Raw genomic sequence first — 21,636 nt, forward strand, 5'->3', positions numbered from 1 at the left:
CACACGATGGCCCAGGCCGCGAAAGAGGCGATGGGTAAGAAAAAACTCAAAGCGTTGGCTGACCGAGGCTACTTCAATGGGCTGCAAATCAAAGCATGCGAGGACGACAATATCGCGGCCTTCGTGCCCAAACCAATGACCTCAAACGCCAAGGCTGAAGGACGTTTTGATAAAACAGACTTCGTCTACATCGCCAAGCAGGACGCGTACCGTTGCCCGGCGGGTGAACAGGCGATCTACCGCTTCACCAGTGTCGAGAAGGCACTCAATGTCCATCTGTACTGGCCGAGCGCCTGTCCCAACTGCCCGCTCAAAGAGCAATGCACCACCAGCAGCTTTCGCCGAGTACGCCGCTGGGAACACGAAGACGTCTTGGAACGAATGCAGCAGCGATTGGACCGCAACCCCGACGCGATGACACTACGCCGGAGCACAGTGGAACATGTCTTCGGCACACTGAAGCACTGGATGGGCTGGACGCACTTCCTGACGAGGACCATCAAGCATGTGAGTACAGAGATGAGCCTGCATGTGGTGGCTTATAACTTCAAGCGGGTGCTGAGCATCCTGGGCATGGAAGGAATGATGAAGGCGATGAAGCTGGCGGGGGCATGAGGCCTTGCGGGCTTTATACGCCATCAAAAACGCGATTCTTGGCCCCTGCAAGCCACACCAGGTGCACCAGACGCACTTGGCGCGCTTTGTGGGATTGTGAGAAAGAAACCGGGTTTACGATGTCTGGGCCGAATCGCGAGAGGATTGTTTAGCTGTTTTCACACAGCCTCGGCCCTGAAGCGACGTTCGCTCATCTCCTAAGCCGACATTCAAACAGCCAGCTTCAGTGAAATGCTCACCGATGGCCGGAGTGACACCCCATGATGTCCGCGATACGCGCGCCGCCAAAAGAGTCCCACAAGAAACAAGCCCCCAGCGCAGATAAAACCTGCGCCAGCAGCTATCAATTACGCAGCACCCGCACTCTGGGGCAAGGCATCGAAACAGCTCTGCAGATACTCCACGCAGACCCGCACCTTGGCGGATGTGGTCAGGCGGGCCGGGTATACGGCCCACACGTCGGCCTGCTGGTCGTAGGTGGGCAGCACTTGCACCAGCGCGCCCGACTGCAGCAGCAGCGCCACGTCCCACAGCGAACGCAGCACGATGCCGCGCCCGTCCACCGCCCACTGCACCGCGATCTCGCCGTGGTTGGTGGACAGCGGGCCGGTGACCTTGGCCAGTTGCTGTTGGGCGCCGGTGCGCAGCCGCCACACGCCAAAGGGGTGGTCGCGCTCCTTGATCACTAGGCAGTCGTGCCCAGCCAGATCGGCCAGGGTGCGCGGTGTGCCGCGCCGCGCCAGGTAGACCGGGGCGGCGCACAGCACGCGGCGGTTGCTGCCCAGGCGGCGGGCGATCAGGTGCGGGGCAATCTCGTCGCCCACCCGTACGTCCAGGTCGAAGCCCTCGGCTGCCACGTCTACCAGGCGGTCCAGTACCTCCAGGCGTAGCTGCAACTCGGGGTACTGCTCGTGCATGCGCGACAGCATGGGCGCCACCACGTTACGGCCAAAACCAAAGCTGGTGCTGATACGCAAAGTGCCACGCGGACTGCCTTTGGTAAGGCCTACCTCTTGCACCAGTTGCTCCACCCCGTCCAGGATCTGCCCGGCCCAGTGGAAGACGCGCTCGCCCTCCTCAGTCACCACCACGCGGCGGGTGGTGCGCTGCAGCAGCTTCACGGCCAGAGCTTCTTCCAGCAGGCGGATGCGTTTGCTGATGTAGGCCACGGAGGTGCCCAGCTCGTCCGCCGCGGCCGCAAAACTGGCCTTGCGCGCCACCACGGTGAAAACGCGCAGGTCGTCGTTGTTCAGTGTTTTATGCACGAAGTGTTGATAGTGGGTTCACGCCTTGCGGATTGTAAATTTATCGTGGCCAATTAAAAATCCAGCCACCTTCTACACGCTACACAGAAAGAACACCATGCCCCAGCCCTTGAAGATCGCCGTCATCGCCGGAGACGGCATTGGCCAGGAAGTCATGCCCGAAGGCCTGCGCGTGCTGCAGGCTGCCGCCCAACGCTTTGGTATTGCGCTGCAGTTCCAGCATTTCGATTGGGCGCATTGCGGCTACTACGCCCAAACCGGCCAGATGATGCCCGACGACTGGAAGGCCCAGTTGCAGGGAATGGACGCCATCTACTTCGGCGCCGTGGGCTGGCCAGACACCGTGCCCGACCACGTGTCCCTATGGGGTTCGCTGCTCAAGTTCCGCCGCGAGTTCGACCAGTACATCAACTTGCGCCCGGTGCGCCTGTTTGAGGGAGTGCCCTGCCCTTTGGCCGGGCGCAAGCCGGGCGACATCGACTTCTTCGTGGTGCGCGAAAACACCGAAGGCGAGTACACCAACCTGGGCGGTGTGATGTATGCAGGCACAGACCGCGAGATCGTCATCCAGGAGTCGGTGTACTCGCGCTTCGGCGCGGACCGGGTGCTAAAGTACGCGTTTGAGCTGGCGCAAAGCCGCCCGCGCCACAAGCTCACCGTGGCCACCAAGTCCAACGGCATCGCCATCAGCATGCCCTGGTGGGACGGCCGGGCCGACGCCATGCACCAGCACTACCCGCAGGTGGCCGTGGACAAGCAGCACATCGACATCCTCAGCGCGCGCTTTGTGCTGCAGTCAGACCGCTTCGACGTGGTGGTGGCCAGCAACCTGTTTGGCGACATCTTGTCTGACCTGGGCCCGGCCTGCACCGGCACCATAGGCATTGCGCCGTCGGCCAACCTGAACCCGGAGCGCAGCTTTCCCTCGCTGTTCGAGCCGGTGCACGGCTCGGCGCCAGACATTGCGGGCAAGAACATCGCCAACCCGGTGGCCATGGTCTGGTCGGGCGCGCTGATGCTGGACTTTCTGGGCCACCGCGAGGCGCACGACGCCATCCTGCAGGCCATAGAACAAGTGTTGGCCCACGGCCCGCGCACCGCCGACCTGGGGGGCAGCGCGTCCACCACCGAGATGGGCATGGCGATTGCCGCGCTGCTGGCATAGCAGCGGGTGCGGCCTGCGGGCCATTGAATGCCCAGGGTGGCACCGACCCTGCAGGCTCCGCATATTGCTATTTATTTCATAGCTGCTTGCGCAGGTAAATCTTGCGCAAGCGGCTATTTTCTTATGTAAATGCACTGCGCTTGCCGGTGTCGATGGGTGACAAGACGCAATGCACCCGATTGCACGTCCATCCCACAAACCAGTCAAAACCCATATGACTGACTCCCACACGGTGAAACACATCTGGTCTAACCCCTGCCATCTTCGCGGTCCTGCTGCAGCACCTTTAGGCTGACGACCACCCCGCGTATACCTGCGCCGCTCCAATGGAGGAGGGAAAACCAGACAGCTCTTTGCCAGCTTTGGCCCTGGCAAATGCAATAAATTTTCCACACGGGAAAACACCTAGAAAACAAATTTCATTTCAGTATTACATTGCAATGCAACCGGGTGCAAAACAACAGCATAACTACCCGAAACACTTGCTTAGGAATGAATCACGTATGGCCATGGACGATCTTCTTTTCGGTAAACGCAACAAGCGGGGCGACTGGGCACCCAACCAGCATCCGGGCATTGCACCGTTCTGGTCCTGGCCGCCGAACCTGCTGAAGGTACTGAAATGGCTGCCCGGCTATGTGTGGCCATGGAATTTGTTCCACATCGCCACGGCGCTGGTGTGGTGGTACTACGTGCTGCCCGATGTGCAGACCATGAAGACCATCTCCTGGGGCTGGACGCTGTACCTGCTGGCGGTCAACCTGGCAGCCGGCCTGGTGTTCTATGGATTCTTTGAGTGGCGCTACTACAGCCGGCAGGTGCAGGGCAAAAGCTTCAAGTATCACCACAAGTTCCCCAAGGAGCAACCGTCCGATGTGTTCTGGTTCAAAAGCCAGAACATCGACAACTTCTTGCGCAGCTTTCTGATCACCATTCCGCTGTGGACGGTGGTGGAAATCATCTTCGTGTGGTGCTTTGCCAATGGGCTGGTGCCCTGGGTGCAGTGGACCGACAACCCGTATTACCTAGCGCTGCTGATGTTCATAGCACCGGCTATCCACGAAGTGCACTTCTTCGTGATCCACCGTGCCATGCACTCCCCACGCGTCTACAAATGGGTACACGCCATACACCACAACTCGGTGAACCCCAGCCCCTGGTCGTCGCTGAGCATGCACCCGGTCGAAGGTTTTCTTTACCACGCGGTTGCCCTGTGGCATCTGGTGATTCCGTCCAACCCCATCGTGGCGATGTTCCAGCTGCACATGGCCGGCTTTGGTGCCATCAACGGCCACCTGGGCTTCGACAAGCTGAAGCTGGGCGAAGACAGCGCCATGGACAGCCATGCCTATACGCACTACCTGCACCACAAGTACTTCGACGTGAACTTTGGCGGCGACGGCCTCGTCCCCCTGGACCAATGGTACGGCACCTGGCACGACGGCTCCAAGGAAGGCGAGCTGCGCATGCAGGAGCGCTACCAGAAGAAGCTGGCAAAGATGAATGCCCGAAAGGAGGCACAACCGTCCCCGACCGAATAAACCACGCCTTACACGGTGCACGCACTCCGTGCCCCGCCCACCTAAACAGAGAAAGAGGAGCACAAGATGAAAACAGTTAAAAACATGTTGAAAACAATCGCCGTAGCCGCCCTGGTGGCCTGCACTGCCAGCACGGCCATGGCCGCCGGCGCCAAGATATTTGTCATTGGCGGCAAGGCCGATGATCCGTTCTGGTCCCGCGTCAAAAAGGGCGCGGACGACGCCGCCCTGGTGGTCAAGGCCGCGGGTGGCAGCGTCACCTGGCTGGGCCCGCAGACTTATGACAACCTGGGCCCCGATGCCGCCAAGCTGATCCGCACCGCGCTGAGCCAGAAGCCGGACGCCATCGTCGGCCCCGACTGGGTTCCCGAAGCCATGGACGCGGCCTTCAAGGAAGTGGTCGCCGCTGGCGTGCCGCTGATCATCTACAACTCGGGTGGCATGGATGCCGCCAAGCGCCTGGGCGCACAGAACTATGTGGGCAGCGAAGAGTACGTGGCAGGCTTTGGCGGTGGCGAATACTTTGCCAAGCACGGTGTCAAGAACGTGCTGTGCGTGAACACCCAACCCGGCTCCACCAACCAGGAAGCGCGCTGCAAGGGCATGGCCGATGGCATGGCCAAGAACGGCGGCAAGGGTACGCAGCTGCCACTGCCCTCGTCGGCCTTCGGCAACCCGACCGCCGTGGCCCAGGCCGTGAAGGCCGCGCTGCAAAAGGACAAGACGGTGGACGGCCTGATCACCATCGCCGCCGGTGACGCTACCAGCGCGGCCACCGGCATCAGTCAGGCAGGTCTGGTGAAGCAGGTCAAGCTGGGCACTTTTGACATCGACCCGACCAACCTGCAGCGTCTCAAAGAAGGCACGCAGCTGTTCTGCATCGACCAGCAACCCTATCTGCAAGGCTATTTGGCGGTTTCCATGCTGAACGCTTACGTGCAATACGGCCTGAAAGTGCCCACCGCACCCATCCTGACCGGCCCCGGCATTGTGGACGCATCCAACGTCGATGCCACCTTGGCCGGTGCAGCGGCAGGCGCGCGTTAAGCCTGACCGAAAACGGCCCGGGCAGCCGCCTGGGCCGGCTTATTCCACCGCGAGGCCCCCTGCCCGCTGATTACTTTTTTGCAATGCACGAACGACTGACACCATGAACTCGAAAACCATTCCTCCCCCGCCGATCGGGGTCCAAGCCGAAGCAAGCAGTGCCCAGCCGGGGTTCTCCCTGGGCAACCTGCTGCGGCGGCCGGAAACCGGCTCCTTCATCGGTCTTGTCTTAGTCTTCGTGTTTTTTGCCATCTTCGGTGGCGAGACCTTTCTGTCGGCCAGCGGCGCGGCCAGCTGGCTGAACATCGCCGCCGAGCTGGGCATCATCGCCCTGCCAGTGGGCTTGCTGATGATCGCCGGCCACCTGGACCTGTCGATTGGCAGCACCATTCCGGCCAGTTCGATGACCATTGCCATCGTCAGCGGCCACTATGGCCTGCCCATGCCGGTGGGCATTGCTGCGGCGCTGGGCTTGGGCCTTGCAATTGGCTGGCTCAACGGCTACTTGATCGTGCGCACCGAGCTGCCGTCCTTCGTGGTCACGCTGGCCACCTTATTTGCGGTGGCCGGGTTGACGCTGGGTCTGTCGGTCATCGTGGCAGGCAGCACCAGCGTGGCGCTGAACAGCGACCCCATCACCAAGATGCTGTTTGGCAACTTCATCGACGGCAAGTTTGAAGTCATCCTGCTGTGGTGGGTGGCGGCCATGCTGTTTGTGAGCTACATCCTCAGCCACTCCAAGTACGGCAACTGGATTCTGGCCCTGGGCGGCGACAAGGTCAGCGCCCGCAACGCTGGCATCCCCACCAACAAATTGAACATCGCGCTATACATGGCCAGCGGGCTGTGTGCCGCCTTCGTGGGCATGTGCCAGGCCATTCTGTACAACAGTGCGCAGGTATCGGCTGGCCAATCGTTCATCTTCAATTCCATCATCGCAGTGGTGATCGGCGGCGTGATCTTGACCGGCGGCTATGGCTCGGTGATGGGCATTGTGCTGGGCACCATGACCTTCGCCATCGTCAACCAAGGCATTTACTACACCGGCTTTGACGCCAACTGGGCCAGCCTGATCATCGGCGTGCTGCTGCTGGCCGCCGTACTTCTAAACAACACCTTCCGCACCATGGCGCTGAGCCACTCCGCACCACGTGCCAAACCAAAGGCCAGCAAATGACTACCGCACCTCTGCTACAGCTCAAAAACGTCTACAAATCCTTTGGCCCGGTAGATGTACTGCACGACATTTCCCTGGACGTCAAAGCCGGTGAAGTACTCTGCCTGCTGGGCGACAACGGCGCCGGCAAGTCCACACTGATCCGCCTGCTGTCCGGCGTACACAAGCCCACCTCAGGCGAGATGCTGATGAATGGCAAACCCGTGGCCTTCAACACCCCACGCGATGCCAGCGACCACGGCATTGCCACCGTGCACCAGTTCGGTGGCACCTTCCCACTGATGAGCATTGGCCGCTCGTTCTTCGTCGGCGCGGAACCCACCAAGCAGTGGGGGCCGTTCGAAGTGTTCGACCGCAAGCGGGCCAACGAGATTGCCGTACGCGAAATGCGCGAGCTGGGCATCACCCGCATCACGGACGGTGACCGCCTGGTGGGCGGCCTGTCTGGCGGCGAACGGCAGGCGCTAGCGATTGCCCGTGCCGTGCACTTCGGCGCCAGCGTACTGATTCTGGACGAGCCCACCGCCGCCCTGGGCGTGAAGGAAGCCGCACACGTGCTGCGCATTGTTCTGCAAGCCCGCAGCAAAGGCATTGCCGTCATCTTCATCACGCACCAGGTGATGCACGCGCTGACCGTGGGTGACCACTTTGCGGTGCTGATCCGGGGCGCCAAGGCGGCCGACTTCCGCAAGGGCGAAAAAACCCGGGAAGAAGTGACCGACCTGATGGCCGGCGGCGAGTCCATGGCCTCGCTGGAAGCAGAAATCGAAAGCCACCTCTAACTTTTACCTTAAACCTGACCCTGACTGACATTGAACATGACACACACCTTCACCCTCGCCGCCTGCGCAGAAATGCTGTGGCGCGACAAACCCATGGAATGGCGTGTCAAACGCCTGACCGAGTTGGGCTTCCAGGTCGGCCTGTGGAACTGGCCTGAACATGATCTGGCCATGCTGGAAAAATCAGGTGCCACCTTCTCCATCATGAATGGCTACCTGCGTGGCCGCCTGACTGACGACGAGGGCGCGGACGAGCTACTGCGCACCGCGCGCGAGACCGCCCAAGTAGGCAAACGCCTGGGCGTAGCGCGCCTGAACCTGCACGGCACCGGCCTGGGCGATCGCGGCCTGCCGGTCACCCCCTGCACAACGGTCACTGGCCCGATGTGGCTCAAGGCCCGCGACACGCTGTGCCGTATTGCCGACATGGCCGACAAAGAAGGCGTGGTTTTCACGCTGGAGAACCTGAACCTGCCGCTGGACCACCCCGGCGTGCCCTTTGGCCGCGCTGAGGATACGCTGGCGCTCGTGTCGTCCGTGAACCATCCACGGCTGCGCCTGAACCTGGACCTCTACCACGCACAAATCGGCGAGGGCAATCTGATTGAGTTGTGCCGCGCCTGCCTGCCCTGGATTGGCGAGGTGCAGGTGGCCGATGTGCCAGGCCGCAAGGAGCCCGGCACGGGCGAAATCAACTACGCCGGTGTGGCGCGCGCCCTGTTTGCCATGGGCTACCGCGGCCCGGTGGGCATGGAGGCTTTTGCCAGCGGCAACCCGGAAGCCGCGCTGGAAGCCTTCCGCAGCGCCTTCACGCTCTGAACCCCACACCTTTCCCCTTTCATTTTTAACCCCCTCGCAACCGGCTTGAACGCCGGATCTGCATCTACTTTTTGGAGAACTCTATGATCAAAGTCGGACTTCTGGGCGCAGGCCGCATCGGAAACGTACACGCCAAAAGCATTGCCGCCAACGCGCAAAGCCAGTTGGTCGCCATCTCGGACTTCCACCCCGCAGCCGCAGAAACCCTGGCCGCCGCCTACGGCGCCAAGGCACGCAGTACCGAAGAGATCATTGCCGACCCCAGCATCGATGCGGTGCTGATCGCCACCTCCACCGACACGCATTCCAACCTGATCGAAGCCGCCACCGCCGCCGGCAAAGCCGTGCTGTGTGAAAAGCCGGTGGACCTGGACCTGGAACGCGCACTGGCCTGCCAGGCCGCCACAGCCAAGCACCACCGCCCGGTGATGATTGGCTTCAACCGCCGCTTCGACCCCAACTTCGCCGCCCTCAAAAAGTCATTCGACGCGGGCGAAATCGGCAAGGGCGAGCTGCTGTCCATCACCTCGTTCGACCCGGCCCCACCGCCGGTCAGCTACATCAAGGTGTCGGGCGGCCTGTTCCGCGACATGGCCATCCACGACTTTGACATGGCTTGCTGGATCTTTGGCGCAGCACCCGTAGCCGTGACCGCCGTGGGCAGCAGCATCGTGGACCCGGCGATCGGCGAAGCCGGTGACGTGGACACTGCCGTCATCACCCTGCACTTTGCTGATGGCCGTATCGCGGTCATCAAGAACAGCCGCCGCGCCGTCTATGGCTATGACCAGCGCATCGAGTTGCTGGGCTCCGACGGCCTGCTGCAAGCCGGCAATATGCTGGAGAGCAGCATCACCAAGACCACCGTGCAGGGTGCCATTGGTGCCAAGCCAGAGTACTTCTTCCTGGAACGTTATATGCGCTCGTACGAAGCCGAATGGCGCGCTTTTGTGCAGGCCATCAGCACCGAATCGGCCCTGCCCGTGAGCCTGCAAGACGGCGTGAATGCACTGGCCGTGGCAGAGGCTGCCACGCTGTCCGCCCGCCTGGGCAAGACCGTGCAACTCAAGAACGGCCGTCCCGTATCCGCCTGATCGCGGTACGCAGGCTAAACACCCACGCTAAGCCTGCCGCCGATGCGAAGCACGCAGCACCAGCGCCCCAGGGGCCAGCACCGAGCCCTGGGGCGTTTTTTCATCTGGGAACATGCGGCGAATGCCTTCGGATACCAGATGGTCCACGGGCTGCCGAAAGGTGGTCAGCTCGTAGCTGGGGGAGCCGGCCAATTCGATGTCATCGAACCCAACGATGGCGATCTTGCGTACCGCATTGGCCGTCACCAGGGCGTCCATCGCACCGATGGCCAGGATGTCGTTCTCGCAAAAAAGGGCCTCCATGCGCTCGCTGCGTGGCGTGGACTCCATATAGCGCAGCAGGGACTGCATGCCCTCCTGGCGGCTGTAGTGCGCCGTTTCCAACACAGCACACAAATCCACCCCGCGGCTGTGCAGCCCGTGCTTGAAGCCTTCCTGGCGGCGCAACTCGGTGCGCTCGGACATGGGACCCGCCATGTAGGCAATGCGCTGCTGGCCTTGGTCCAGAAACAGTTCGGCGATTTCCACCCCGGCAGAAAAGCCATCGGTGCTGACAAACGGAATACCGGCCTGCCCGGTATTGCGCATCAATACCACCAGAGGAATGTGCTTGATGTTCTGCGCCAGATGGACCAGCTCGCTCTTGAGCGTGGTACCCAGAAACATGATGCCGTCCACCTGGAACTGGTCTGCCAGACGCAAGGCCTCTTCTGGCCCGTATTCCTGGCTGATATTGAGCAGCATGGAGCTATAGCCCCGCGCCTGCAATTGCCGGGTGGCTTCATTCAGCAGCTTAAGCAGGTTCGGATTGGCCAGCTCGTCCACCACCAGGGCAACCAAGTTGGAGCGCCGTGTGGACAAGCTGCGGGCCAGCAAATTGGGCGTGTAGCCCAGCTCTTTGGCGACCGCTAGGATGCTTTCTCGCACCTTGGGCGCCACCGACGCGCCATCGGTAAATGCGCGCGACACCGTCCATTTGGACACGCCTGCCCGGTTGGCCACGTCGCTTGCGGTCACTTTCTTGGGCGGTTTATCTGCAGGAGCGGAGGACATGGGCACTCGGGTTCTGGGGCTGGGCCTGGGCAGTTTAGCAAAGCCCCCCTTGGAGATACCGCCGGACTACCAGGTCCCGGGCCTTGCGCCAACACAACCTGTGGCGCATGCCAACAACGCATTGGAGCAAATGGCACGCGGCCTGTGCGGCCTGCACGACATCAGCCGCCCCACGCCACGCCCAAGCAAAATCGAGCCCGTGGCACTGGGCCGCGAATTGGAGGAGTGGATACAGAACGACATCCCCCTGCTCAAGCCCAAAATGCGCAAAGTGGCAGAACACCTGCTACAGCACAGCGCCTGCCTACACATGCAAGGCATACAGAACCTGGCCCAGCAAACCCATACCGCGCCAGCCACCATCGTCCGCCTGGCCAAGCGCTACGGCTTCAACGGTTTCAGTGACCTGAAGGTGGCCTTTCTTCAGGTGCTGCCTGCTGCAGGCAGGGCGGAAACACAGCCATTAGAAGCACCTCTGCACCGCCCACCCAAACACCAGGGGCCAGACATCTTCGGCGACGCGCTGATCGCTCGCATCCGCCAGGACCTACCCCGGCTCAGCCCCAAGATGCGCAACGTGGCCGAGCACCTGCTTCACCAAAGCAGCAGCTTGCACCAGCAGCGCATCAAGACACTGGCACTGCAAGCCCATACGATTCCGGCCACCATCGTGCGTGTGGCCAAGCGCTACGGATTCATCGGCTTCCACGATCTGAAGCTGGCCTTCTTGCCGAACGCTGAAGCAGCCAGCCCCGAAGCCAGCGTAGCACTGGCAGAGCTAGACCGCTGGGCACGGCACATGCACGCCGTACGCGCCATGGTGGAACATGCCTTCTTCCTGCAGGTTGTACTGGCCCTGTACGCAGCGCCCCAGATCGCAGTATGTCCGGCACGGCCGGGCGACTTGGCCGTGGCAAGCTACCTCACCAGCCGACTGGCGGCGCTGAAGACGCGCACGGCATTGGCCGGACCGGAGCAGTTGGCACCCCTGATGGCTTGCGCACCCGCGCAATCCGTGGTGCTGGAAGTATGTTTGGCTGAACACGCGCACAGGCCTCGCGCCATGCCACAGCGGCGTGGCAACGCAAAGCTGAGGTGGATCCGCATGCAAACCGGTGCGGCACCATCTGCGGACGCGCAAGACCTCAGTCTGAACGTCCCCGGTGCAGCCGAGTCGCCGGCCAACCATGGTGCTTTTGCCCTGGTGGATGCGTTGTGCGCGGCATTGCTTACGCATGCCAGCGCCCGCTAAGCTTCCCGCAGCCCGCTAGTGCGCGGGTTTGGCAACCGCAATTGCGCGCATGCTGACTTGCACCGCGGGCGCGCCGTCGTACACCGTGGTGATGCTTTGCACCTGCACCGGCACGGCGCTTCCGTCCAGGCGGAGCAGCACCTCCTCGAACGGAGCCGAGGGTACATGGACCTGGTTGGCCTGCGCCAAACGCACCATGGCAGCGGCGTGGTAATCAGGGTGCAGTCGCTCCAGGCGTGACTGCCCCAGCAGCGCGCGGGCATCCGTAGCTCCCAGCAAGGCAGCAGCAGCCGCATTGGCAAAAATGATCTTGCCAGCGCGGTACACGCATATCGCATCTGGCGACCACTCCACCAGCGCCTGGTAGCGCGCCTCGCTGGCGCGTAGTGCGGCCAGAGCGGCATGCTCCACCGTCACATCGGTCAGCACCAGGCGCTGCACCGACTGGCCCGCGGCATCGCGGGCCACCACGCCCACCACGTGCACCCACAAGCGGCCGCCGTCTGCCTTGGTCATCTGCAGATCGCAGGTCTGAGGCACACCGGTATCAACCAGGCGCCTACGATAGGCATGGAAAGCATCCTGCTGCGCCACCTCCACAAAGCGGTGCATGCGCTGGCCCACCAGGTTTTTACGTGCCAGCCCCAGCAGCAAGGCTGCCGCAATATTCGCGTCGTGCACCACCCCGTGCTCATTCAGGCTGAAATAGCCCACAGGCGCCTGGTCAAACAAATCCAGGTAATGCGTGCGCGAAGCATCTGTCAGGGCCTGGCTGTGCAGCAGCTCCTGGTTCTGGCGCTCCAGCTCTTGCTGGCTGAGGTGCATGGTGTACATGGCGTGGTGCATATCGCCATGCTCGTCAGTGATGTGAATGGGCAGCGCTTGTACGGATGCATCGCCATGTCGGTCGCTCACCCGGCGATGAAGCCCTTGCCCACCGGCAGCACGGCCGCCGTTACGTCTGTCCATAATGTCCAAGATATTCCCCCTTTCTTGGTACCAAGCCGCATTGCCGTGCGGCGATCCCGGGGCGCTACCAGGTTCTTCAGCTCTTATCTGCCTGTTTCGCCCAGCTAAATGCCAGTGTATGTGTGTAAGCAAGCTTTGTGCAGCTTGGTTACGCAAACTTGCATGCGGCTCTTCAATAAGCCATTGCCAGCCAGCCGAAAAACGCTGTTTTACTATCTTTTAGATAGCTGCTAGCGCAGGTAAGACATGCGCTGGAGGTCGTTTTAATAGATGACGTTCTAAGGACATATTACAGGCTCAAAACGCCCGCGCATGAGGCGATCCGATCAAGGCAGCCAAAACTTGGGCCGCAGCAGGACTTATGCCGAGCGCAGAGCCTCGCAATATCTGGCCACAGCATCACTGACACCCTGTGCGTGCGAACGCAACTCCGGCACCGCAGTCGCCTCCCAAAATTGAGCTTTCAGCATGGGCCCCAGGTAAAAGAGACCGTCTTGCGTCCCTCCCTGCCCATCTAACAAACGGTACTGCGTATCGACCAATACCCCGAGCGATAGGGTGTCCGGCAGAATTTGCCCTTTGACCAACAAGCTCTGAATCAAATGATCGTGCTTGGCCGCACGCAAACTCGACGAAGGTCCTGAACAGTTGATGACGGCGCTGCCTTTCCAAGTATGCGTTTTTACCGTGCCTCGCAATTGGATACTCGCCTCCCACGCTGTCCCATCGGCCACCAACCGCTCCAATCGCCCGGCCATTGGTTGAAGCATCTGGGCCTCAATTTCATGGCTGATGGCGCTCGCAATAGGAACGGCGGCACGGTGACGATGGGTATCCCAATACGGCAAGAGATGGCGCAAAAACCGTTGCCGCTCCGGTGTCGGCAACTGCTGCCATAAGCGAACGGTGATTTGGCGTAGCCCACCCACCACATCCCGCCAATCGTGCCCAACAGCTCGCGCTTGCCGGATCAGTTGCCTCGTCTCCCTCAACATGGCCGAGACAGTTTGCACTCCATTCAGAAAATCACGCGGTACCAGGCCCTGTGCAGGTGCAGATTCCAGCCGTCGGTGCGACTGCGCCAACAACCCCCTACGCGACAGCATCGTGACAACACCCCGGTGACCTTCGTGTCTCAGCTGAAGGACTACATCAAACGCAGTGAGCCCGCTACCAATCAACAGCACAGGGGCGCGTGGAGGCAGCGAATTGAGGCCCCTCAGACTCCAGGGCGTTGCATACAACCCGGGGGCCTCCCAATTGGGATCATTGTCAATTTCAGGCGGACGGGGAGAAAAGTTGCCCAAAGCCAAAACCACCGCGTCCACTTCGAAATGCTGCCCGTCCGAGAGCCGCAGCATGTGCCGACCAGCCCCCATCGGCTCGATACCCTCAACCACACCACGCTGTATATGCAACTCCACTCCATGATCCGCTGCGGCAGCGCGCTGCTCACCCAGGCTGTGCTCCAAGTAAGAACCATAAAGGCTACGCGGTGCAAAATCACCCGACAGAAAAGGAAGGCCAATCTGTTGCAAGTAGCGTAAAAATCCGCCTTCATCACCCGGATTCAAGCCCATGCGACCTGCGGGTACATTGAGCAAATGATGCGGAGATGGCGAGCCAAAAGCCAGACCACGGCCAACCCCAGTCTCTCTGTCAATCAAGACGACGCGCGCCGGGCCCGTTAAACGCTGCAATAAATTCCATGCCACAGCTACGCCGCTGAACCCTGCCCCTACTATTGCGATTTGCTTCATTGGCCCATATTAATCTCGAAATCGCGTCCGAATAGAAACGACAACGGCCTACACGTCGCCAGCCCCCATTCACCCTTTGAATTACAAACTACTGGCGCTATGGATCCCTGCATATCTGCGAGGTAAGCTAGTCAGCCCTTGGCGGCCAGCTTGTCCTGCGTCTGCGTGTCGAAATCACTGGCCGCATGGCGCTCGTGCAGCTGCTCGGACGGCTCGCCCCAGGCGCGGTTCACCATACGCCCGCGCTGCACCGCCGGACGCGCGGCGATCTGCCGGGCCCAGCGCACAACGTGGGTGTATTCGTGCACGCTCAAAAACTCGGCCGCACCGTACAACTGTCCCAACACCAGGCCGCCGTACCAAGGCCACACCGCAATGTCGGCAATGCTGTAGTCGTCACCCGCCAGGTAGCCGTGCTCGGCCAGGCGGTGGTCCAGCACGTCGAGCTGGCGCTTGACCTCCATCGCATAGCGGTTGATCGGGTACTCGAACTTGGCCGGCGCGTAGGCGTAAAAATGGCCAAAACCGCCGCCCAGAAACGGCGCACTGCCCATCTGCCAGAACAGCCACGACAGGCACTCGGCCCGCACCGCACCGCTGGCAGGCAGAAAAGCACCGAACTTCTCCGCCAGGTACTGAAGGATGGCGCCCGACTCAAAGACGCGCACGGGCTCGGCGCCACTGCGGTCCAGCAACGCCGGTATCTTGGAGTTAGGGTTGACCTCGACAAAACCGCTGCCAAACTGCTGGCCTTCGGTGATGCGGATCAGCCAGGCGTCGTATTCAGCACCGGTGTGGCCCAAGGCGAGCAGTTCCTCCAGCATCACCGTCACCTTGATACCGTTCGGCGTGGCCAGCGAGTACAGCTGCAGCGGGTGTTTTCCAACTGGCAGTTCCTTGTAGTGGGTGGAACCGGAGATCGGACGGTTGATACTGGCAAACTCGCCACCGTTTTCCTTGTCCCAGGTCCAGACTTTGGGTGGCATGTAGGCATTGGTATCGGTCATGCGGTTTCTTTGAAATGGTGTGGATCAAAACAGAATAGATGGCAGGTTAACGGCTGTGCGATGCCCCCGGGGGTTTAGGGTTTTGGGGGAAAGTGGTAAGCGCTAGAGCAGCGCAGTTCAAATACCGGCCTTCGTTGCAAAGGCTGGTCGGACTGGCAAGGGACTTGTGCCGAGACTTCACTATCCCGCCGCCACGATCACATGCGCCTGGATTTTCCCGGCTACCGGACCTACCCCGTGGCGGCTGACAATCGCCTCAGTCGCACGGTCGGAGGCCAGCTGCAGCAGGCTGGCATCACGCACCTCGATTTCATTGCGCAGCGGCGTCCCCTGGCAATAGGCTGTGGCAGCGTCGCGGGCCGAGGGTGCGTGGCTCAGCTTCTCGCGGGTCTTTATCTCGATATCGATAAACCCTGCACGACTCAATTCCTCGCGGATCAATGCGACGTCGTGGTAACCGTGCGGCGTGCGGACAAGAAAGCGTGGTGGGTCATGCGGAAACACCGTGGCGACGGCCCTGGTGACGTCGTCGGCAAAGGCGTTCTCTTCGATACGGTCCCAGACGCTGAAGACGAAGCGCCCGCCGGGCTTCAGCACGCGACGTGCCTCGGCGTAGCCGGCGACCCGGTTCGGGAAAAACATCGCACCGAACTGGCAGCAAACCACATCAAACGCGGCATCGTCGAACGGCAGAGCCAGCGCGTCAGCCTGTTGCCATGCGATGCGGCTGTCGGCCCCCTGCCGGGCGGCAGCATAGTCGAGCATGGGCTGGTTCAGGTCGGTCACCACATAGTGCGCGTCGGCACGCAGCTGGGGCGCCAACGCCCGCGTTACCACGCCACTGCCGGCAGCCGTCTCCAGCACCGCGCCGGGCGAAAAGCCGGCGACAAGCTCCGCTGTATCGGCAGCATAGCCCCCGAAAATCAGGGGCACCATCAGCGTATCGTAGAACTTCGGGATAGAGCCCGCGAATACCTTGTCGCTTTCAGCCATAGAGCCTCCTAGCAAGTACCTAAATGGTGACAATGCGCCATAGTGGCCCCGCACGCTGGGCTCGTCAATGCATAGGCCCGCGAATATGAGGTCAGCTGCATGAATTCCGAAACATGGTTTTAGGATCTGGAGGCTATGGTGCGTGCACCCTTCTCCCTCGATGTAAATTCATACGCCGGATGTATTGGCCAGGGTTTTCCGTTTAGCTCACGTTCGGCGTCAAAAATCCTAACGCTATCAAAGGCAATTCCATGAAGACCCAGTACTACACGGCGACGAGCCTCGACGGATTTATCGCCACCGAAGATGATTCCCTCGACTGGCTATTCCCGCTGGGTGATATCAACGAAACGGGCTACCCGGCTTTCATCGCTGAAGTTGGCGCGTTGGCCATGGGCTCGGCCACCTATGAATGGATGCTGCGCCACGCGCAGACTGTTGAAACCGAAACAGGTGCTTCCTGGCCATACGTGCAACCGACCTGGGTCTTCACCCACAGGGTGTTGCCGCCAGTTCCGGGAGCCAAACTGCACTTCGCATGTGGCGATGTGCGCTCCGTGCACGCCGCCATGCGCGAAGCCGCTGGAAGCAAGAATATCTGGGTTGTCGGCGGCGGCGACTTGGCAGGCCAATTTCACGACGCCGGCCTGCTCGACGAGGTGATCGTTCAAATAGGCTCCGTCACTCTTGGCAAAGGCAAACCGCTGTTTCCCCGCCGACTGACCAGTCCTTCGCTGAAGCTGGTTTCAGTCAAGCAGATCGGCCCGGGCTTTGCGGAGCTGCGCTACCAAGTTCCTTCACCCAGCACAAACAGTACTGAGTGACCGCGAGGGCAGCCACGAAGACGGCCCTAGCTACGGCGCATTATTTCTTTGTCGCCACGCGGTCGGGCATGGACTTGGCGACCAACTCCCGCACATGGGGGATCATTTTGTTGACCGAATCCAGGAACGCGGCCGATATCACTTTGCCTTCATTGGTATTGGTCCAACCGGCCGCGCCACCACCACCGGCAGCGCCGATCATCAGGCCCGCAGTTCCCAAATCCGTGGCGCGCGCCGAGCCCTCGGCGCTCACCAATTGCTCGGTTGTTTGCGAGTCGGTCAGGGTCAGCACCACTTGGGCCTCCTTGAACTTCACCTTCTCGGCCAGACCCGCGAACTGCCCAATGTACGGAATACGCGCCAGGATGCCTTCCAGCCCACCGCCAGCGTTCTGCTCCGAAAACACCAAGGTGGGTGTCAGCACGTATTGGGCTTCCAGCACATGGCCGCGCGGGTTCACCGTGCTGTCCTTGCGGGTCAAACCCGACTCCTGCAAGTCCATTTCCTGCTTGGTGCCCTTGAGCCCCAAATTACGGTCCACCACGCGAAAGCAGCCGCTTTGCTGCAGCATCAATCTCACCAAAGGCACAGGCGAGTTGGGCAACCCGCCCGCGCTGCTGGTATAGGTGTAGCCGTTGGGGTTTTCGATCACGCCGAGCGTGGCCAACGGAGCATCGCACTTTTCAATCTTGCGTGTTTCGCCCGTGGACTGCTTTTGCCCAGCGGCGCCTGTCGCCAAGCCACCGGCATTGCCGGTTTCAATACCCGAAGGCTTATTGCAAGCAGCAAGCAAGACCATGGCCACTGTGACGGCGATAAGCGCGGGAGCAGAGCGGTTCATAAGTAGGGACTGAGTAAAGATCGGCACGGATGGTACATGCCACTTATGGCAGTACAGCCCCTAAGCCGAACAATCGTTTGTTACGAATTGCGTCTACCACGGGCCCGGGAATGCGCGACCAGTTTGCTAAATCCTGCAAGCCGCAAACCCCGCCCCGTCCGCCAGCACAAAGTCCCGAAACGCCGCCCCCAGATCCGACGGCACGGCATCGCGCCGGTGCAGCAGACACCAGTCCAGCATCTTCGGCATGTCCTGCAGATCCAATACCGCCAGCATGCCGGCGGCCAGTTCGACCTGGAACACGTGGGCGGATAAGAAGCTAATGCCCATGCCGACCATCACGGCCTGCTTGATGGTCTCGTTGCCGGACAGCTCCATCGACACATTCACCTGCAGCGACTGCGATTGCAGCAGGTGCTCCAGAAACTGCCGGGTGGCCGAGCCGGGCTCGCGGAAGATGAAATCCTCGGTGCGCAGATCGGCCCAGGTCAGCTTGCGGCGCGCGGCCAACGGGTGGTTGGGCGGGACGACGATGCAGTGCGGGTTGCGGGCAAAGGTTTCAGCCTCCACATCGGCCTCGCTGGGGGGGTAGCCGCCGATGGCCACGTCCAGTTGGTGCTCTTGTAGCATGGCCAGGATCTTCTCGCGCCGCTCCACCGTGAGCTTGAAGCGGATGCCGGGGTGCCGCGCCTTGAAGGCCATCAGCAGCGCCGGCGCAAAGTAGTGTGCAGTCGGCACTACGCCCAGGTGCAGCAGGCCGCCCTCACCGCTGCGGCTGGCGGCCATCGCCTCGTCTGCGATGCGCACCTGGTCCAGGATGCGGCGGGTGTGGCGCAGCAAGGCTTCGCCGGGCGGGTTGAGCACCAGGCGCTTGCCGGTTTTGACGAACAGCGGCTGGCCCACATCCTCCTGCAGCTGGCTGATCTGCATGGACACGGCGGGCTGGGTCAGGTGCAGCTGTTCGGCGGCGCGCGAATAGCTGAGGGAGGTAGCAACGGCTTCAAAAATCCGCAGCTGGCGCAGGGTGGCGTTTTTCATAGCAATCGGTACAGGGTTTCACCCTGAAATCAGGCATCCAACAGGTAATAGAACGGGCGTTCACATCGGGATCTGGCGGGTAGTTTCCCTTAGCTGCGACGCAGCAATTCCAACCCTATCCGCATGGCGTACCGACCCACGCTGGAGTAGGCCCAGAGTATAAGTAAAACTTTGCCAAAACATAAAAATACATGTGTTGTGGATATACATAGGCATACCTAGACTTGCGGCCATTGCAACCCCTTTTGCCCTTTCGCACACCACCTGCCCCATGTCCAACACCACCATCGCCCCCTTCCCCTCCTGGAACGACGCCCACGCCGCCACGCTGGATGCGTCCGGCCTGCTGCTGTACCGCTCGAACCTGCTGGGCTCCGACCTGCGCATCACCAACTACGGCGGCGGCAACACCTCGGCCAAGCTGGTGCAAAAAGACCCGCTGAGCGGCCAGGACACCACCGTGCTGTGGGTCAAGGGCTCAGGCGGCGACGTGGGTTCGATGAAGCTCGACGGCTTCAGCACCCTGTACATGGACAAGCTGAACGCGCTGCAGGCGCTGTACCGCGGCCCGCAGTTCGAAGACGAGATGGTCGCCTACCTGCCGCACTGCACCTTCAACCTGAACCCGCGCGCCGCCAGCATCGACACGCCCCTGCACGCCTACCTGCCGTTCGCCCATGTGGACCACATGCACCCCGACGCGGTGATCGCCATTGCCGCCATGGCCAATAGCGAAGCACTGACGGCGAAGATTTTTGAAGGCACGGTCGGCTGGTTGCCCTGGCGCAAGCCCGGCTTCGAGCTCGGCCTGATGCTGCAGCGCTACCAAGCCGCCCACCCCGACCAGCGCGGCCTGGTGCTGGCTGGCCACGGCCTGTTCACCTGGGGCGACACGGCCAAGATCTGCTATGAAAACACCGTGGGCGTGATCGCCCATGCGCAAAACTGGCTGGGCCGCGAACGCGTGGCCCGCAAGGCGGTGAGCTTTGGTGGCGTGGCGCAGGAATCGCTGCCCACTGCCGAACAAGATGCGACGCTGGCCCGCGTACTGCCGGTGCTGCGCGGCCTGGCTTCGAAAAGCGGCCACAAGCTGCTGCACGTAGACCGCCAACCCACGGTGATGGAGTTCGTCAACAGCCGGGATCTGGCGCCGCTGGCCGCCATGGGCACCTCCTGCCCCGACCATTTCCTGCGCACCAAGATCCGCCCGCTGATCCTGGAAGCAGCTGTCTACAACTTAGAAGGCGCTGCCCTGGCCGCCGCGCTGGAGGAAAAGCTCGTCGCCTACCGCGCCGACTACGCCGCCTACTACGAGCGCTGCAAGCGCGCCGACAGCCCGGCCCTGCGCGATGCGAATCCGGTCATCATCCTGCTGCCCGGCATCGGCATGGTGTCGATTGCCAAGGACAAGGCCACGGCGCGCATCGCTGGCGAGTTCTATGTGAACGCCATCAACGTGATGCGCGACGCCAACGCCATCGACACCTACGTGGGCCTGCCCGAGCAAGAGGCGTTTGACATCGAATACTGGCTGCTCGAAGAAGCCAAGCTGCAACGCATGCCCAAGGCCAAGCCCTTGGTCGGCAAGGTGGCGGTGGTCACCGGCGGTGCCGGCGGCATCGGCCGCGCCATCGTCGAGCGCTTTTTGAATGAAGGTGGCTGCGTGGCGCTGCTGGACATCGACGTAGAAGCACTGGAATCCACCCGCGCCGAGCTGGCCAAGCGTTTTGGTAAGGACGTGGTGCGCAGCATGGTCTGCGACGTGACGTCCGAAGACTCCGTCATCAACGCCTATGTGCAGGCCACGCTGGAGTTTGGCGGCGTGGACATCCTGGTGTCCAACGCCGGCATCGCCTCGGCAGCACCGATCGAAGACACCAGCCTGGCATTGTGGATGCGCAACCAGAACATCCTGGCCACCGGCTACTTTTTGGTGGGCCGCGAAGCCTTCCGCCTGATGAAGGCCCAGGCCATCGGCGGCGCCATGGTTTACATCGCCAGCAAGAACGGCATGGTGGCCAGCGCCCAGGCTAGCGCCTACTGCGCGGCCAAGGCGGCCGAGATCCAGTTGTCGCGCAGCTTTGCTTTGGAAGGCGCACCGCTGGGCATCCGCTCCAACGTGGTCAATCCCGACGCGGTGATCCGCGGCAGCAAGATCTGGACCGGTGCCTGGAGCCAGGAGCGCGCCGCCGCCAACAAGATCAGCGAGGAAGAACTCGAAGCCTTCTACCGCGACCGCTCCATGCTGAAGCGCAGCGTCTTCCCCGAAGACATTGCCGAAGCCACCTACTTCCTGGCCAGCGATCTGGCCGCCAAATCGACCGGCAACATCATCAATGTGGACGCGGGTAATCTGGCCGCTTTCCCGCGCTAATGCCACACTGATACCCGCAG

General features: G+C 61.5%; 19 protein-coding genes. 11 read left to right on the plus strand and 8 right to left on the minus strand.

Annotation, left to right across the window (positions count from 1 at the left end; all coding sequences use genetic code 11):
• On the plus strand, nt 1-615 hold a 615-nt coding region (locus AC07R0_RS18710; RefSeq protein ID WP_495105956.1), incomplete at its 5' end, for a transposase.
• A gap of 347 nt (nt 616-962) precedes the next feature.
• On the opposite strand, the gene AC07R0_RS18715 is transcribed toward AC07R0_RS18710, so the two are convergent.
• Nucleotides 963-1,880 carry a LysR family transcriptional regulator gene (locus AC07R0_RS18715; protein WP_495105957.1) on the minus strand — a complete coding sequence of 306 codons (918 nt, stop codon included), beginning with the start codon at nt 1,878-1,880 and terminating at the stop codon, nt 963-965.
• A 97-nt stretch (nt 1,881-1,977) separates the two neighbouring features.
• On the opposite strand from AC07R0_RS18715, the gene AC07R0_RS18720 reads away from it, so the two are divergent.
• From AC07R0_RS18720 to iolG, 7 genes are all read left to right on the plus strand, one after another.
• Nucleotides 1,978-3,045 (plus strand): tartrate dehydrogenase, encoded by a 1,068-nt coding sequence (locus AC07R0_RS18720; protein ID WP_495105958.1) that lies wholly within the window; start codon nt 1,978-1,980, stop codon nt 3,043-3,045.
• A 509-nt stretch (nt 3,046-3,554) separates the two neighbouring features.
• Complete coding sequence (locus tag AC07R0_RS18725; protein ID WP_495105959.1) at nt 3,555-4,586, plus strand: sterol desaturase family protein; 1,032 nt, start codon at nt 3,555-3,557, stop codon at nt 4,584-4,586.
• Nucleotides 4,587-4,652: 66 nt separating this feature from the next.
• Nucleotides 4,653-5,633: a sugar ABC transporter substrate-binding protein gene (locus AC07R0_RS18730; RefSeq protein WP_495074538.1), complete on the plus strand. Its 981-nt coding sequence runs from the start codon at nt 4,653-4,655 to the stop codon at nt 5,631-5,633.
• Between the two features lie 103 nt (nt 5,634-5,736).
• Nucleotides 5,737-6,810, plus strand: a complete 1,074-nt coding sequence (locus AC07R0_RS18735) for an ABC transporter permease (protein WP_495074539.1) — start codon at nt 5,737-5,739, stop codon at nt 6,808-6,810.
• Nucleotides 6,807-7,592, plus strand: a complete 786-nt coding sequence (locus tag AC07R0_RS18740) for an ATP-binding cassette domain-containing protein (RefSeq protein ID WP_495074540.1) — start codon at nt 6,807-6,809, stop codon at nt 7,590-7,592. The genes AC07R0_RS18735 and AC07R0_RS18740 overlap by 4 nt, the downstream gene beginning before the upstream one ends.
• 36 nt (nt 7,593-7,628) lie before the next feature.
• A complete protein-coding gene (locus AC07R0_RS18745) occupies nt 7,629-8,411 on the plus strand; it encodes a TIM barrel protein (RefSeq protein ID WP_495105960.1) in 783 nt (260 codons plus the stop codon).
• 83 nt (nt 8,412-8,494) lie between these two features.
• A complete protein-coding gene (gene iolG, locus AC07R0_RS18750) occupies nt 8,495-9,505 on the plus strand; it encodes an inositol 2-dehydrogenase (protein WP_495105961.1) in 1,011 nt (336 codons plus the stop codon).
• Nucleotides 9,506-9,532: 27 nt separating this feature from the next.
• Here iolG and AC07R0_RS18755 read toward each other — a convergent pair whose 3' ends face one another.
• On the minus strand, nt 9,533-10,558 hold the full coding sequence (locus AC07R0_RS18755) for a LacI family DNA-binding transcriptional regulator (protein ID WP_495074543.1): 1,026 nt from the start codon (nt 10,556-10,558) through the stop codon (nt 9,533-9,535).
• On the opposite strand from AC07R0_RS18755, the gene AC07R0_RS18760 reads away from it, so the two are divergent.
• Complete coding sequence (locus tag AC07R0_RS18760; protein ID WP_495105962.1) at nt 10,557-11,810, plus strand: MurR/RpiR family transcriptional regulator; 1,254 nt, start codon at nt 10,557-10,559, stop codon at nt 11,808-11,810. The genes AC07R0_RS18755 and AC07R0_RS18760 overlap by 2 nt on opposite strands.
• A 15-nt stretch (nt 11,811-11,825) precedes the next feature.
• On the opposite strand, the gene AC07R0_RS18765 is transcribed toward AC07R0_RS18760, so the two are convergent.
• The 4 genes from AC07R0_RS18765 to AC07R0_RS18780 form a co-directional block, all read right to left on the minus strand.
• Nucleotides 11,826-12,779: a PAS domain-containing protein gene (locus AC07R0_RS18765; RefSeq protein ID WP_495105963.1), complete on the minus strand. Its 954-nt coding sequence runs from the start codon at nt 12,777-12,779 to the stop codon at nt 11,826-11,828.
• Between the two features lie 359 nt (nt 12,780-13,138).
• Nucleotides 13,139-14,539 carry an FAD/NAD(P)-binding protein gene (locus AC07R0_RS18770; RefSeq protein WP_495105964.1) on the minus strand — a complete coding sequence of 467 codons (1,401 nt, stop codon included), beginning with the start codon at nt 14,537-14,539 and terminating at the stop codon, nt 13,139-13,141.
• Nucleotides 14,540-14,670: 131 nt separating this feature from the next.
• Nucleotides 14,671-15,546, minus strand: coding sequence for a glutathione-dependent disulfide-bond oxidoreductase (gene yghU / locus AC07R0_RS18775; RefSeq protein WP_495105965.1), 876 nt, complete (start codon nt 15,544-15,546; stop codon nt 14,671-14,673).
• Nucleotides 15,547-15,726: 180 nt separating this feature from the next.
• Nucleotides 15,727-16,539, minus strand: a complete 813-nt coding sequence (locus tag AC07R0_RS18780; RefSeq protein ID WP_495105966.1) for a class I SAM-dependent methyltransferase — start codon at nt 16,537-16,539, stop codon at nt 15,727-15,729.
• A gap of 251 nt (nt 16,540-16,790) precedes the next feature.
• Here AC07R0_RS18780 and AC07R0_RS18785 point away from each other — a divergent pair, with 251 nt between their 5' ends.
• A complete protein-coding gene (locus AC07R0_RS18785) occupies nt 16,791-17,363 on the plus strand; it encodes a dihydrofolate reductase family protein (protein WP_495105967.1) in 573 nt (190 codons plus the stop codon).
• Between the two features lie 40 nt (nt 17,364-17,403).
• Here AC07R0_RS18785 and AC07R0_RS18790 read toward each other — a convergent pair whose 3' ends face one another.
• Complete coding sequence (locus tag AC07R0_RS18790; RefSeq protein WP_495105968.1) at nt 17,404-18,204, minus strand: CsgG/HfaB family protein; 801 nt, start codon at nt 18,202-18,204, stop codon at nt 17,404-17,406.
• A 126-nt stretch (nt 18,205-18,330) separates the two neighbouring features.
• Entirely contained in the window at nt 18,331-19,242 is a 912-nt protein-coding gene (locus AC07R0_RS18795) for a LysR family transcriptional regulator (RefSeq protein ID WP_495105969.1), read from the minus strand.
• A gap of 271 nt (nt 19,243-19,513) precedes the next feature.
• Here AC07R0_RS18795 and AC07R0_RS18800 point away from each other — a divergent pair, with 271 nt between their 5' ends.
• Nucleotides 19,514-21,616 carry a bifunctional rhamnulose-1-phosphate aldolase/short-chain dehydrogenase gene (locus AC07R0_RS18800; protein WP_495105970.1) on the plus strand — a complete coding sequence of 701 codons (2,103 nt, stop codon included), beginning with the start codon at nt 19,514-19,516 and terminating at the stop codon, nt 21,614-21,616.
• Nucleotides 21,617-21,636 lie beyond the last annotated feature (20 nt).

Source organism: Rhodoferax sp. GW821-FHT07F03, from assembly GCF_059418745.1.